General features: G+C 49.7%; 14 protein-coding genes. 10 read left to right on the forward strand and 4 right to left on the reverse strand.

All coding sequences use genetic code 11. The annotated features are described in order from the left end of the window. The first annotated feature begins 8 nt into the window (after positions 1–8). From pntB to BZJ17_RS10595, 7 genes are all read left to right on the forward strand, one after another. Positions 9–1,385 (forward strand): Re/Si-specific NAD(P)(+) transhydrogenase subunit beta, encoded by a 1,377-nt coding sequence (gene pntB, locus BZJ17_RS10565; protein ID WP_077457734.1) that lies wholly within the window; start codon positions 9–11, stop codon positions 1,383–1,385. Positions 1,386–1,599: 214 nt separating this feature from the next. Next, on the forward strand, positions 1,600–3,006 hold the full coding sequence (locus tag BZJ17_RS10570; protein ID WP_241836789.1) for a DUF3404 domain-containing protein: 1,407 nt from the start codon (positions 1,600–1,602) through the stop codon (positions 3,004–3,006). Next, on the forward strand, positions 2,978–3,643 hold the full coding sequence (locus tag BZJ17_RS10575) for a response regulator transcription factor (RefSeq protein ID WP_077640685.1): 666 nt from the start codon (positions 2,978–2,980) through the stop codon (positions 3,641–3,643). Before BZJ17_RS10570 ends, BZJ17_RS10575 begins: the two co-directional genes overlap by 29 nt. Next, positions 3,643–4,533 carry a DUF2861 family protein gene (locus BZJ17_RS10580; RefSeq protein ID WP_077640686.1) on the forward strand — a complete coding sequence of 297 codons (891 nt, stop codon included), beginning with the start codon at positions 3,643–3,645 and terminating at the stop codon, positions 4,531–4,533. The genes BZJ17_RS10575 and BZJ17_RS10580 overlap by 1 nt, the downstream gene beginning before the upstream one ends. A 119-nt stretch (positions 4,534–4,652) precedes the next feature. Beyond that, positions 4,653–5,786 carry a conjugal transfer protein TraF gene (locus BZJ17_RS10585; RefSeq protein WP_069586625.1) on the forward strand — a complete coding sequence of 378 codons (1,134 nt, stop codon included), beginning with the start codon at positions 4,653–4,655 and terminating at the stop codon, positions 5,784–5,786. Positions 5,787–5,866: 80 nt separating this feature from the next. Next, a complete protein-coding gene (locus BZJ17_RS10590) occupies positions 5,867–6,025 on the forward strand; it encodes a YoaH family protein (protein ID WP_077480879.1) in 159 nt (52 codons plus the stop codon). Between the two features lie 88 nt (positions 6,026–6,113). Continuing rightward, positions 6,114–6,668, forward strand: coding sequence for an HD domain-containing protein (locus BZJ17_RS10595; protein ID WP_077457746.1), 555 nt, complete (start codon positions 6,114–6,116; stop codon positions 6,666–6,668). On the opposite strand, the gene nadE is transcribed toward BZJ17_RS10595, so the two are convergent. Beyond that, entirely contained in the window at positions 6,650–7,489 is an 840-nt protein-coding gene (gene nadE / locus BZJ17_RS10600) for an ammonia-dependent NAD(+) synthetase (RefSeq protein WP_077457748.1), read from the reverse strand. The genes BZJ17_RS10595 and nadE overlap by 19 nt on opposite strands. A 206-nt stretch (positions 7,490–7,695) precedes the next feature. Here nadE and BZJ17_RS10605 point away from each other — a divergent pair, with 206 nt between their 5' ends. Beyond that, complete coding sequence (locus tag BZJ17_RS10605) at positions 7,696–8,220, forward strand: nicotinate-nicotinamide nucleotide adenylyltransferase (RefSeq protein ID WP_077640687.1); 525 nt, start codon at positions 7,696–7,698, stop codon at positions 8,218–8,220. Here the strand turns inward: BZJ17_RS10605 and BZJ17_RS10610 are convergent. Further along, complete coding sequence (locus BZJ17_RS10610) at positions 8,217–8,885, reverse strand: hypothetical protein (protein WP_077640688.1); 669 nt, start codon at positions 8,883–8,885, stop codon at positions 8,217–8,219. The two genes, BZJ17_RS10605 and BZJ17_RS10610, sit on opposite strands and share 4 nt — an antisense overlap. A 195-nt stretch (positions 8,886–9,080) precedes the next feature. Between BZJ17_RS10610 and BZJ17_RS10615 the strand changes: the two genes are divergently transcribed. Further along, positions 9,081–10,223: a 1-acyl-sn-glycerol-3-phosphate acyltransferase gene (locus tag BZJ17_RS10615; RefSeq protein WP_077640697.1), complete on the forward strand. Its 1,143-nt coding sequence runs from the start codon at positions 9,081–9,083 to the stop codon at positions 10,221–10,223. Between the two features lie 11 nt (positions 10,224–10,234). Here the strand turns inward: BZJ17_RS10615 and BZJ17_RS10620 are convergent, their stop codons facing one another. Further along, entirely contained in the window at positions 10,235–11,164 is a 930-nt protein-coding gene (locus tag BZJ17_RS10620) for a LysR family transcriptional regulator (protein WP_077640689.1), read from the reverse strand. Positions 11,165–11,631: 467 nt separating this feature from the next. Between BZJ17_RS10620 and chrA the strand changes: the two genes are divergently transcribed. Next, positions 11,632–12,777 (forward strand): chromate efflux transporter, encoded by a 1,146-nt coding sequence (gene chrA / locus BZJ17_RS10625; protein WP_077640690.1) that lies wholly within the window; start codon positions 11,632–11,634, stop codon positions 12,775–12,777. A gap of 219 nt (positions 12,778–12,996) precedes the next feature. On the opposite strand, the gene BZJ17_RS10630 is transcribed toward chrA, so the two are convergent. Next, on the reverse strand, positions 12,997–14,031 hold the full coding sequence (locus BZJ17_RS10630; RefSeq protein ID WP_077640691.1) for a Gfo/Idh/MocA family oxidoreductase: 1,035 nt from the start codon (positions 14,029–14,031) through the stop codon (positions 12,997–12,999). Positions 14,032–14,881 lie beyond the last annotated feature (850 nt).

Genomic DNA, 14,881 nt, shown 5'->3' on the forward strand with positions numbered 1-14,881 from the left:
GAGAAACAATGTCTGAAGGATTGGTACAAGCTGCGTACATTGTATCGGCGTTGTGTTTTATTCTGAGTTTGGCTGGGCTGTCCAAGCAAGAATCAGCGCGTGCTGGTAACTATTACGGTATTACCGGGATGGCGATCGCGTTAGTCGCGACGATTTGGGGTCCTGAAGTACAGGGCGTTGGCTGGATTATTCTTGCTATGGTCATTGGTGGTGCGATTGGTATTTATTATGCCAAGCGTGTTGAAATGACCGAAATGCCTGAGCTGGTGGCTATGCTACATAGTTTTGTGGGTCTGGCTGCGGTATTAGTGGGCTTTAATACCTATATCGATCATCCACCATTGACCGGTGCGATGCTTAATATCCACTTGGTTGAGATTTTCCTCGGTGTATTTATCGGCGCGATTACCTTCACTGGTTCCATTGTCGCTTTTGGTAAACTGCGTGGTGTGATTTCTTCTAAAGCCTTGATGCTGCCGCACCGTCACAAGTTGAATCTAGCCGCGGTTGTCGTCTCGTTCTTGTTGCTGATTAGCTTTGTGAATGCGGAAGGGTCAACGGCAGCACTGTTGATTGTAACCGTCATTGCGTTAGCGTTCGGTTATCACCTTGTAGCCTCGATTGGTGGTGCAGACATGCCGGTTGTGGTGTCGATGCTTAACTCCTACTCAGGTTGGGCGGCTGCCGCCGCAGGCTTTATGCTAGCAAACGATCTGTTGATCGTGACGGGTGCGCTGGTAGGTTCGTCGGGTGCGATTCTATCGTACATCATGTGTAAAGCGATGAACCGTTCGTTTATCAGTGTGATTGCGGGCGGGTTTGGCTCTGATGGCACGGCGTCATCTGGTGACGAAGAGATGGGCGAGTACCGCGAAGTGACCGCCGAGGATGTTGCTGAGATGCTGAAAGACTCAAAAAGCGTCATTATCACTCCAGGCTATGGCATGGCGGTTGCTCAGGCGCAGTATCCCGTCTATGAAGTGACAGAGAAGCTTCGCGGGATGGGTATTGACGTACGTTTTGGTATTCACCCTGTTGCGGGTCGTTTGCCCGGTCACATGAACGTATTGTTAGCCGAAGCGAAAGTCCCTTATGACATCGTGTTGGAAATGGATGAAATCAACGATGATTTCCCTGAAACGGACACTGTCTTAGTGATTGGTGCGAACGATACGGTTAACCCTGCCGCGACCGAAGACCCGTCAAGCCCGATTGCAGGTATGCCAGTGCTTGAAGTGTGGAATGCACGCAACGTGGTGGTATTTAAGCGTTCTATGAATACCGGCTATGCTGGGGTGCAAAACCCGCTGTTCTTTAAAGAGAACAGTGCGATGTTGTTTGGTGATGCGAAACAAAGCGTTGAGGCAATATTTAAAGCGCTTTGATTGGCAAAAAGCATCAATATAGGTATAAAGAGTCAGCGAAGGCTGGCTCTTTTTTTTGGGGCGAGAGGGGGCGCGTTGGACTGCGGTGTCATCGTTGTTACCGATTGCTTTCACCGTGTGCAATAGGCCGAACTTACATTGCACTGACATTTCATTCACGTTGGGTGATAAGCTTGCGACTATGCGAATCCTGCTGTTAATGACTCTGGCGCTTATGGCGCTGCCAACGAGTGCTGCAAGCTCTTTCTCTGAACAAATGACAGCGTTCAGAGCACAGCTATTGCTTGCCGATCCGGTGGCGCGATATAACCTCATTGGCATTAACCGCGCCTTCCCCAAGGTCTTACTCAGTCCCGACAGTTTATTGCCGCAAACCGCTAGTTACCCGCTTAAGGATATTCGTCGCTTGTACCAAGCCGCACAAAAGTGCCAAGGGCCGTGGCCTGTACACCCCAAAGTGACTGAGCCTTTAGTGTTCACGCGCGCCATGTGTAATCATACCCAGTTGCCGGTTGCTTGGTTTTCCCGCTCAGGGTTTATCCATCCTGGGGGAGGCAGCTATGCGGCGAAATATGTCGAACAATTTCCGTCTCGGCGCAGTGAGCTGACCCGTTTTTTTCATATTCAAGAACGGCCAACGGCACAACCGGATACCTTGTTGGGTCGGTTGCAGCGTATGGATACCGCTGCTGTTGAAGCGCTGAATAGTGGTGCGAAATCGTTACTCAGTAGTGATGAAATGTGGGTTCGCGTCGGTAGCTATTATCACTTGTACCCTTCGACACAATGGCAGCCATTATTAGCAGAGTTTGATTTGCGTTTGTCTGCGATGGGCGAGCAAGATTTTTGTTTGGCGCGTGTGGGAAACATTTGTTGGAATGAAGAAAAAGCGCCGACGTATTGGCCCTATTTAGTCGGTGCCTTGATTGTTATCAACCTTGCGGCGCTCGGAGGTTGGGCATTTAACCGTTGGACGGTTCAGCGCCGGTTGATGCAAGAGCGGATGCTGGTGCTACAGATCCTCACCCACGAACTGCGTACGCCGATTGCCAGCCTCTCAATGACTGTAGAAGGGTTTAGGCGCAAGTTTGATACCTTGCCTGAGTCATTTTATGACGAGTTTCGGCGCTTATGTGAGGATGCACGTCGCTTAAAGCAGTTAGCTGAAGCGAGCAAAGACTATTTACAATCGAACCAAAAACCGTTGAATAAAGAGACGATCCCTTCACTAAAAGAATGGTTGGGGTACATCTGTGATGAGCACAATGTCACTATGTATGTCTCGCAAGATGGCGCCGTCAGTGCCAATGTGTATTGGCTAGCAACCTCATTGAACAATTTGATCGCTAATGCGGTCAAATACGGTGTGGCACCGGTTGAAGTGCGCGCACAGGTATTGTCAGATCGTTTTACGATCGCGATTCAGGATCAGGGCGACCTGACTGCCAAGGACTGGAAACATATTCGTAAACCCTTTGTTAGTCAAAGTGGCTTAGGCCTCGGACTAACTATCGTGGAATCTATGATTGAGCGGATGGGGGGTAAGCTAAGCTTATCGGGCCCGCCCACTACATTTACTTTGGAGATTCATTGTGACGCAAGCGACGTTACTTCTGGTTGAAGATGATGCCAACTTGGCTGATGGCCTACTTGCCAGTTTAGAGCAGGCCGGTTACCGCTGTTTATACGCCGATAGCGCGACAAAAGTGGCAGAGCTATGGCGTGATGCAGACTTGGTGATACTCGATCGCCAGTTACCCGAAGGCGACTCAATTGATTGGTTGCCTGACTGGAACAAGCTCAAAGCGGTGCCTGTGATTTTGCTGACCGCGATGGTCTCCGTGCGTGACCGTGTCGGCGGCCTTGACTCGGGCGCTACCGACTACATCACCAAACCTTTTGCTGAAGCAGAATTACTGGCGCGTATTCGTGTTCACCTGCGCAACCCTGTTGGTGAAGTCGATGCATCCAGTGATGAAATTGTTGTCAACGATGTGCGCATTGATACTGCAAGTCGCGCAGTAATGTGTGGCGATCAAGAAGTCATACTGACGCGGACTGAGTTTGATTTGCTCCACTTCCTAGCTAAAAATGCGGGACGAGTGTTCACTCGGGATGAGTTACTGGATCAAGTGTGGGGCTACAACCATTACCCGACCACGCGCACGGTTGACACGCACATTTTGCAACTTCGCCAAAAGCTGCCATCAGTCAATATTGAGACATTGCGTGGCGTTGGCTATCGCATGAAAGCATAATGCGTTTACGGCTCACGCACGGTTTATTCGCTGCTGCCTTGATAGCAGGTGGTACCCAAGCGGCCTGGTTTGATGGCAATGATGCCTTGACCAGCGCCCATCAACGCCTGCTGGAAGGGAACACAGCAGGCAGTATGGATGCCATGATTGAAGCTTGGCAGCAGCCAAATCTATCTGCTTCGCGTCAGCAACACTTGGCGCAGCTACTTGCGTTGGCGATAACCGAAGATTGCGGGCGGAGCTTGAGTCAGCAGACGATGCCAGATTGGCTGAGCAATTTATCCCTGCGCCGTGAAACGGTGCAGACGACCAGCCGTGTCTACTATCGCTTGCAAGTTCGTGGGGAATCTCAGCCCGGTATTGCTCGTTTTTCGCTTAAACATTGGCCTGATGAAACCATTATTTCGCAGCGTTTGAGTGGTCAAAACCAACACCAGTGGTTGCTAGAGCAAGATGGCCTTTCCGAACCAATGAAAGAAGGGCTCTATCAGCTTGAGGTGACGTCAGTGGAAGGAGAAACATGGACCAGCTGGTTATTGATGACTCAGCCTCAACCCTTACAAAAAATCAGTTGGAAAGACACGCGAAGTTGGCGGATTGCCCCGCCTGATAGCTTAGAGTCCACCTGTCAGCGTCCGTTTCTAACGCTCAACCTCTACCCCCACAATCAGCCAGATGGTGCACCGATATGGTCGGTCGAAAAGCACAAACGCCTGCCCACGACGTTGCCAGTGCTGGACGTACCGAACGGGCAGTATTGGTTTAGTGTGGCGCTGATTGAAAGACGCTGGCAAGGTGCGTTGTCTGTTGAGGAAGTGCAGCGAATTGGTCGGGCGATTGATTTACCTGATCTGGATCCGGATGCGCTTCGCGCAATAAAGCCCGACTGACCAAGGTGTTACACGGCTTAAACCTGACATTGTTCACATCTTTTGACCTTACTTGATCGCGCTGGTCGCCAAGCCGCTACGCTCTTTAGATAAAACGAAGAGGAAAGCGAGGCAACCTAATGCACGATAAAAAACACCTACTTGTGCTTGCACTTGCAGCATGCTCAGGGTCTGCAGTGGCAGCGACCAATCCTACCGATGCGCGAACAAATGCGATGGGTGGCGCTGCAGTTGCGGCTGGCGACTACTTATCTGCGGGATTTCACAACCCTGCCTTGGCGGCACTTGACCCTGACAGCGCATTTGGGGTGGTTTTCCCTTATTTGGGCGCAGAAGTGCGTGACCCAGATGAGCTCTTGGATAATTTAGATGATATCTCTGATGCGTACGATAACAACGACCTGACGGCTGCGCAGCAAGCGATGCAAAATGCGAAGGGCGATCAGGCGCACTTGGATGCGGGGGTCGGTGCAGCTGTGGGGATCCCAACTGGTTCTATCTCTGCGACACTCTTTACCTCAGGGATCATTGAAGCTGCAGTCTTACCGGATATTAAAGACAGCGATATTACCACACCGTCGATTAACCCCAGTTCGACCGCGACCATCGTTGCCGTGGGGGTGGGTGAGCTAGGTGTTGCGCTCGCATCAAACGTGGAAATTGCCGGTCAACGTATCGCGGTGGGTGTCTCCCCAAAATTGCAACGTATCACAACCTACAACTATGGCGTCTCGGTTGATTCTTATGACACCGATGACTGGGATGATAGCCGTTACCGTGAAGAAGATAACGGCTTTAACATTGATGTTGGGGCAGTGTGGCAGACTGGTCCTTATCGCGTCGGCTTGGCCGGTAAAAACCTGATCAGTAACGATGTGGACACAGTGACAAGTAGTACAACGGGTCACAGCTTTACCTATGAGGTAGGGCCACAGTTTACGCTTGGCTCGGCGTTTGTCTCCGACTTTGTCACCATTGCCGGCGATATCGACTTAAACAAGAGCAAAGGGTTTAAAGGCACCCTGAATATTGACGATGATACCCAGTTTTTCCGTATCGGGGCTGAATTTGATGCCTTTGGCCATGCCCAATTACGCACTGGTTATCGCGCGGATATGAAAGATAACGTTGAAGACGCATTTACTCTGGGTCTAGGCTTGTCACCCTTTGGGGTGGTCAACGTGGATATCGCGGCGAGTATCATTGATAGCAACAGCTATGGGGGCTCAGCCCAACTCGCATTTACTTTCTAAGCTCGCGGTGACGAAAAGTCGATGACAACGCAAAAGGCAGGCCCTAAAATAGCCTGCCTTTCTAATAGATGAGCGTATTTATGTTCGACGGTATTACATTGACGCATGATGAGCAGCAACAGGCTGCAGAGCGTATTCACGCTTTGATGGCAGAGGGCATGAGTAGTGGTGAAGCCATCATGAAAGTCGCGGCAGAGATCAGAGCACAAGCAGCGGCGGCCTCAGCGTCTGAAGAGTAAGAAAAAGCAGCAGAATATGCTGCTTTTTTATTTACAATTCACCGGATCCCTGATTTATTTAATAGTAGAGAGGTCAAGGGAGTCGGGGATGAGTCACGCGGTCGAACAAGCAAGAGAGTGGGCACGAGTCAGGCATGCGCTGCAAAGATATGGTGCGCAGCCTTATCGCTGCCATCTCGATCATGTAGAGCGTATTGCTGCTCCATATGGTGAAGACGCACGTATTGTCGCTCAGTTGCATGATATTCTTGAAGACACCGCCACGCGTGTCGAAGAGATCGCCGAACGCTTTGGACCAACGATAGCGCGAGCGGTTATGCTGGTGACCGATCCGCGCAAACCGACCCGACATGAGAGAAAGCGGGCACTCAACCAGCGTTTGATCGCACTGGATCCTGGCGATGACGCCGCATGGCTTGCTCTGATTGTTAAAACCTGTGACCGTCTTGCCAATGTGATCGCAAGCAGTGAGCACAGTCCACCGCGTTTTCAGCAATACCAACGAGAGCATGGCGGCTTTCGGGTGGCCGTATACCGACCTGGTCTATGTGACAATTTATGGACGGAGTTAGATGGGCTGATTGATGCCGGCCAGCAAGCCGACCGGCATCCCGATCACCAACTTCACGCTTCGATATCGTAGATAGTCGGAATAGGTTGACGTTTGTGCTGGGTGGCTTGATAGACCTGAATGATCTTCTCTTTAACCGCCTCATCGACGGGCTTGCCTTCTAAGAAGTTATCAATTTGCTCATAGGTCAGCTGAAGCGCGTCTTCATCAGCTTTTTGCGGTGACAACTCCTCCAAATCCGCGGTCGGGACTTTATTGACCAATACCTCTGGCGCACCCAGTGCCGCAGCCAATTGGCGCACTTGTCGCTTGCTTAATCCAAATAGAGGAGCAAGGTCGCAGGCACCATCACCGTACTTGGTATAGAAACCAGTAATGTTTTCCGCAGAATGATCGGTCCCAATCACTAATCCCTGAGTTAGTCCAGCAATCTCGTATTGAGCGACCATGCGAGCGCGTGCTTTGACGTTACCTTTGACGAAATCAAGGGTGCCTTCGTTATCGGGTAACAGATCCACCGCCGCGACGGCATCTAATACCGCACTGTGCGTGCCATCGACACCGGGTTTGACATTGACCGTGACCGTCTTGCTTGGCTTGATAAAAGATAATGCCAATTGCGCTTCGTCTTCATCTTTTTGTACACCATAGGGCAAACGCACCGCGATAAATTGATAGTGATTGCGGCCGATCTCTTCGTTCAATTGCTCAACGGCTAGCTGGGCTAATCGACCACAAGTTGAAGAATCAACGCCCCCGCTAATACCTAATACCAGGCTGCGTGTTCCCGAGCGGGTGAGCATGGTCTTAATGAAGTGAATGCGGCGTGTAATTTCTGCTTGTGGATCGATAGAAGGTTGAACGCGCATTTCTTCGCGGATGTGTTGTTCCATGTTGTGTTCCTCTTGATTTCGCTTGCATGCGACCGACGTGATGATTCTTATTGGGTTTATTGTGCATGATCTCGCAAAGCTTGGGTATAGCTACGCCAAGATTAACCGTTATCACTGGTTACGAGATGGCCAATACGTCGATCCGCTTCGCCGATGGTCGCGCAATTAGGCAGATACATGTAAACTTCGTGGCAAAGAGGAATGATATGACTGAAAAAATTGCCATTTTTGGCAGCGCGTTTAATCCGCCCACACGCGGGCATGCTTCTGTTATCGAACAGTTGACGCATTTTGATCGCGTACTGCTGGTACCAAGTTATAAGCATGCGTGGGGAAAATCGATGGCCTCGTTTGAGCAGCGTTGCCAATGGGTTGATGCCTTTATTCACGATTTGAACATGCCGCAGGCCACCTGCTGTCGCCTTGAAGCAGAGTTGGGTAAAAATGGTGACGCTGTCACAACTTATATGTTGCTGACCGCGCTGCAGGCACACTATTGCCACGCCGATCTGACTTTCGTCGTCGGGCCAGATAACTTATTAAAATTCGGCCAATTTGCGCACAGTGAGCAGATCCTGACGCGTTGGTCCGTGCTAGGAATGCCAGAATCCGTCAATGTACGCAGTACGTATATCCGCGATCGGCTGGCAAAAGGGCTGTCAGTCGACGACTTGACGACCCCCAGTGTTGCCAAGCAACTCAGCGATACAGCATTCTCGCTCTCTGATTAAGCGAGTACAGCGTGATATTCGTCGGATAGCGCAAGGGCGGCATCGTAAGATAGCCCGAGCGACGTTGCTGCAGCTTCCAGCTTGTTGCCGGATTTAAGCTGCGCCCTCAGCTGGCGGACGGTGAGGTACTCGCACAACGCTGAATAGGTAAGCTGAGTGCAGGCCTGGAAGGTAAAATGCGCGTTGTCACCTTCGAGAGACCGTCCAGCATTCGCTTGTTCAACACAGGCCGCTACACATTGATAGCTAGCGTCGTTTGCGATTGCGGGTGATAGCGTCACCAGCTGATCGAGCAGTACCCCATGCAGGCGACGCGTTGCCGGTGTGTGTTGGTTCGCGCCGGATAACGGATCAAGTGCTGTGAGTCCGGCATGCAATAATGCGCTGGGTATCACGTGGCCCGCAGACTGAGGAAGTGACACCGTCACTCTAGGCGATACCGTTAGCTGATGCAGGCTGGTGTGTGGCGTGATCATCAGTGCGTATAGACAATCAAACGGAAGCCAAAAGCCTTGGCCAGCGTACACGGGAATATCGTGTTTACCGAGACGTACGAGAACTAAACCGATTTCTACGTATAAGAAAGTGGCGGTATGGCGACGCTTTCGCGGGGTAAGCACGAGGCGATCTTGGTGATAGGCGGTGTATTCGCTGGTGTACTTCATGTCTGGCTCTCATTTTTACAAGCCGGCAATGTTGAGCACTTTTAAACAAGAGGTCAAGCCCCAATATGATTGAGGGAACTCATGAGTACAGCATAGGTCTGACCTCCAACCTCTATAAAATGTCGCTGGATTAACTTTGAATCCTTGTTTGACCGCGTAGAATGGCGCGGTTTTTATCAAATGAAACGGAAAAACGTGCAAACAGTTAACGATCCTTACCAAGACATCCGCCCTTATCATGATGATGAGGTACATGCAGCGATTCATCGCTTGATCCAAGACGATGAATTTATCAATGCGATCTTATCCTATCGTTATCCTCATGCTTCGGGCCCGCTAGGGTGGTTACTTAAGCCCGCACTTAAACTTTATCTCACCCAAAAGTGGCGCAACATTAAAACTGTACAAGACGTACAGCTGCATGTCGCGAGTTACATGCGCAAGATGATCAAAACATCATGTGACAACGTCACTGTTTCGGGGGTCGAGCATCTTTCGCCGGATAAAGCGTATCTCTTTGTCTCTAACCATCGTGATATTGCGATGGATCCCGCGCTGGTCAATTGGTGTTTGCATCAGCAAGGCTTAGATACAGTGCGTATCGCGATTGGTGATAATCTATTGCGTAAACCCTGTGCGACCGAGCTGATGAAGTTAAATAAGAGCTTTATCGTCAAACGCTCCGCCAGAGCGCCGCGTGAAATGATGAAATCGCTCTCTCAGCTGTCGGCGTACATACGCCATTCATTAGATGAAGGCCAGTCTATCTGGATTGCTCAGCGTGAAGGGCGTGCAAAAACAGGATTAGACATGACCGATCCTGCCATCCTCAAGATGTTCTACATGGAAGGGCGCAAAAACAAGCAACCCTTTGATGAGTACATGCAGGCGCTAAATATCGTGCCGGTGGCCATCTCATATCAAAATGATCCTTGCGACTTAGACAAAGCGACTGAGCTAGATGCCGTCAATCGTTTGGGCGCTTATGAAAAGAGTGAATTTGAAGATATTCAAACCATTGTAAAAGGCATTGTGGGGCAGAAGCGTCAAGTTCATGTCGCCTTCGGTGCGCCCGTGACGGTGTCACAAGCAACACCAGAGACGCTAGCGTCAGATATCGATCGCCAAATTCACTGTTTATATCGACTTTACCCTGCTAACTATATCGCGGCGGGGGAAACGCATGACAGTGTTACCGCCGAAGAGCGCGCGCTGTTTGAACAAAAGTTGGCGCAAGCACCCGAGGCAGCACGCGATTATATTCGTCAGATGTACGCGAACCCGGTGATCAATGCGCAACGTGCCGCCAGCGATCAAGCGACGATATCGATAGATTAAGAGTGACAATGTCACTTCTTGCTAGTGTGAAGGCGATCCCACACGGGCGGATCGCCCACTTCTTCGAGCATAAAGTCGATAAACTCGCGCACTTTAGGGGCTAAATGTTTGCGGCGAGGATAGACGATATAAATCGGGAGTGCGAGGCAGGGACGCCAGTCTGGTAAGATCTCAATCAGCTCACCTTTTTGAAGTTCATCATCGAGGAGGTAGGTCGCTAAATAGGCAATCCCCATCCCCGCTTTTACAGCTTCAAGCACGGCAGGGGCATTATTGATGTTGTAGCGGCCCGATACGCGAACTACTTGCTCATTGCCTGCTTTATTGAATGGCCATTTATCATAGCTGCGTTCGCGACTTTGATAGGTGATACAGTCATGATGCCTCAAATCACTTAATTGACTTGGTGTTCCTTGCCGAGCTAAATAGTCCGGCGAGGCAACCAGTTTAAATTGGCAATCTGCGAGCTTGCGAGCCACCATTCCCTCTGGCGGTTGTTCATGGATCGCGACCCAGCAATCATAGCCTTCTTCAACCAGATTAGGGCGATGATCAAAGAGTGTAATATCGAGATCGAGCGCAGGGTACTTTTGCCGAAATGTGGCAAAACTGCGAGTGATCAGCGTGTTACCAAATGACTGTGCGACACCGATACGCAATTTACCTGTTACTTCGTCACGATAACCTGCCACCATGGCTTCCGCTTCGTCTAGCGTTGCCATAAGTTGCGCACCATAGTCGGCGTATTGTGCCCCGATTTCCGTTAGCGACACAGAGCGCGTATTCCGCTGCACCAATTGCACTCCCAACCTGTCTTCCAAATAACGCACTTGCTTGCTGACTTGAGACTTTGAAATCCCCAACCGTTCTGCTGCGCGGGTGAAGTGTTGTTCTTGAGCCACGGTAGCCAAAACAACAATTTGTTGGAGGTGATCAAGCATTACTTACGCTTCCCTGAAAGTTGATAGCCAGAAGCGTACCACAGTTCAATCCAGCTCGGGAGAGCAGGGCATCATTTAGTGACGCCGTCACGTGGTAGTTAAGATACTCAAAGTGGCTATTGCACTTATTTCATAAAATGCTATCAAAACGTGACAACCCACCGACTGCCAAAATCGTTTATCGCTTCAATATTTATATGACCAATAACGGATTCACCTATCGCCTCCCTGTTATCTACAACAAAACAAAATAAATATTTATCAATAACTTGAGTTTATTGTTTGCCAGCATAAACAGTATATGGTGTGAACTGTAAGTGCTCACTACAGATATTGTAATTTAATTACAGGCAGGGAGTTGCGGTGAATCACTATCAAGAATGTATTAATTACATTCATTTAATGAATCGATGATATCTGTTTATATTCATGGGCTAACATGGATAGAATTCAGGCTGGAGGTGGACATGATCGAATTACTCAAGCAGTTTTTTATCTTGGGCTGTATGTCATTTGGTGGCCCTGCGGCGCATATCGGTTATTTCGAGCGCGTTTTTGTGAAAGAGAAGCAGTGGCTGAGTGCAGAGACGTTTGCGTCAGGTTTAGCAATCAGCCAGTTTTTGCCGGGACCAGGTAGTAGTCAGCTTGGCATGTATATCGGCTATCAGCGCGCTGGTTATTTGGGGGCATTGGGGGCATTTGTCGCGTTTACGTTGCCTTCTTTCGCGTTATTAACCGCAGCAGCGATGTTTAGCAGCAATGATACGGCGGGTTGGATAAGCACACTGATTAGTGCGGCTAAGTTATTGGCTGTGGTTGTGGTGATTGACGCGACAATATCGATGGGGCGAAAATTCATTCATTCGTTCACTACAGCGGTGATTGCAATTGTCACCACGGTATGGCTACTAGTGTCGCCGTCTGGTGTTGTTTATCAAGTACTCCCCATCTTACTCGCTGGCATGATCGGTGCTATTGGTTTTAAACAAACCAGTATTCAGGCGGCTTCGATATCGATGGCGCACGCGCAACGGCACAGCGGGATCATTCTCAGTCTGTTTGGGTTTTTACTCACGGTTCCTTGGCTTTTCAATAGTGTCCTGCCGGTACAAGTCTTCAACCTGTTCTACCAAGCGGGAAGTTTTGTATTTGGCGGCGGCCATGTGGTGCTGCCGTTGTTAGAGCCCATTGTGGGTGACGTTGTCACAGACTCTGCATTGATTGAAGGCTACGCCGCCGCACAATTAGTGCCAGGTCCGATGTTTACCATGGCCAGCTACCTTGGCGCGACGGTTGAAGGACTATCGCCAATATGGGGCAGTATTATCGCCACAGTCGCAATCTTTTTACCCGGCGCGTTATTGATGTTTGGTGTATTGCCCGTGTGGGAGGCCGTTAAATCGCAGCCTAGATTGGCGGGGGCCATTATCATGATTAATGCCAGTGTTGTCGGCCTCTTAGCGGCAGCGCTTTATCAACCCGTATGGGTATCGGCGTATAGCCAGTGGGCTGATTTAATCCCGATAGTTGTTGGCTTAGTGGCACTCATTAAATGGCGCTTATCGGTTTTTTGGGTGCTGTTAATGATGATTGGTTACCAGTGGTTCTTTTGATGCCTTCCAGCCCGATATGAGTTCGGGCTTTATTTTACTCCCTTAATGCACTATAACTTTATATGTTATCAAAAATTCAACGTACTATCTGGTGGTCAAAGATATCTCAGTAGCCAAAACAATAGGTATCACACCATGCGGTGTTTAGATGTGGTGGGCAAAAAGTGCGGTGCCCCAAGCGGTTATAACTCTTGGGGCGATTGGTAGTGGAGATATCCTTTATAGCGAATATTGCCATGTCTGGCGGCTGCCGGTTTCCGATGCACGTTGAGCAAGTTCAATCGCGTAAATTACCTTAGTCGCTGATTCGGCGCTCACCGGGGAAGGGCGTTGATGTGTGATCGACTCTGCCAGTAAAGTAAAAAGTTGCTGGTATTGGCCAGTATGTAATGGACAAGTCATTTTAGTGACGCTGTCACCGTTCTCTAGTGTTGCTTCATGCGACTGAGTACCAAAGTTTTTGTCCAATATGGACATGCCTGCACGCAGTTGGTCTTCTTGAATATCCAACCCGTCGCAAGAGAAGGTTGCCTTTTCGCCGTGTACCGTAAAGCGCTCTGTGGTACCTGACCGATATGGGCTAGAGTTCAATATCACTTCGCTATCTGGGTAATGCAACGTGAGCTGAAAATAGTCAGTTGTTTGGCTGCCCGGACGCAAAGCGCGACATTGTGCCGAAATAGCGTTTGGGTCTCCAAGCAGGGTTAGTGCTTGATCAATCAGGTGCGAACCTAAATCGAAAAGAATACCAGCCCCTTCGCCAGGCAGTTCTCGCCAACGTTGCCTTACTTCTGGGCGATAGCGGTTAAAGCTTGAATACATGACTTTAATATCACCAAGCTCATCGTTTTCTAGCAGTGATTGGAGAGTCAGAAAGTCGCCATCCCAACGGCGATTATGGTAAGGACAGAGGGTTAGGCCTTTTTCATCCGCCAATTTTGCCAGCGCAAGACCGTCTTCACTGCGCGTGACAAATGGCTTTTCCACCAGAACATGGCAACCGGCTTCGAGTGATTGGCGTGCGTGCTCATAATGCAGATGATTGGGTGTGGTAATGACGACCAAATCAGGACTTTCATGCTCAAGCAGCGTATTGAGATCTGCGTAGCATGTCGCTTGGGGTAAATGTAGCCTGACGTTCTCGGGCTTACTGGAGACAACGGCCGTAATATCAAACTGCGACATCGCGTTAAGAAAAGGAAGATGGAATGTGTTGGCAGAAAAGCCGAAGCCAACCAATGCGGTTTTAATCATGAATAAACCCAAAATGGACGGTGTTTGGTTAAACCCTATAGAAAACCTCAAGGATGATCAATTGGCGCGCTCGACAACATCGATTATTCTAGTGCAATCAAGACTGAACGTATTAGAGAGACGCGGATGTGTCGTTATTTTAAAAGTGCTCAAGCCGGACACTGTTGAGCTATAATATACATCAAGTGCGCATTATGTAGTTTAGGATTATGTTGAGGGTTTTCGGTCAGTACCATTGCGAAGCACTGGACGACTAGGAACGCCGGAAGACGTGGGCGAGTTTACGAGAATCGTCTGACAAGAGACTAGCCCGTAATATAAACCTTATAATGCGCATTTGGTGATACCCCGATAATTCCCTCATACCCACATCACTTGCTNCAAGTGCGCATTATGTAGTTTAGGATTATGTTGAGGGTTTTCGGTCAGTACCATTGCGAAGCACTGGACGACTAGGAACGCCGGAAGACGTGGGCGAGTTTACGAGAATCGTCTGACAAGAGACTAGCCCGTAATATAAACCTTATAATGCGCATTTGGTGATACCCCGATAATTCCCTCATACCCACATCACTTGCTTGCAAGTGATAGAAGGGCGCTCACCATTGCTAGTTTATGTTTTCAAGGTTGGCGCCCGATACCCATACATACCTCGATAATTCCCCCATACCCCCACCATCCTGCGAGGCCATAGCGAGTTTTCAGCTAGTGCCGGCGTTAGGGTTTTTTCTCCTACCTGACCACTACCTTTCATTAGAGATGGGCAAAGCAGATCACGGGGGCGGAGGAAGCGAAGCGCCGCCCGCGGGAGCTGTGCTATAGGTTCGGGTTCCTGTTACACCCGAACTAA

It is taken from the genome of Salinivibrio sp. IB574, from assembly GCF_001996205.1.
Taxonomy (GTDB): domain Bacteria; phylum Pseudomonadota; class Gammaproteobacteria; order Enterobacterales; family Vibrionaceae; genus Salinivibrio; species Salinivibrio proteolyticus.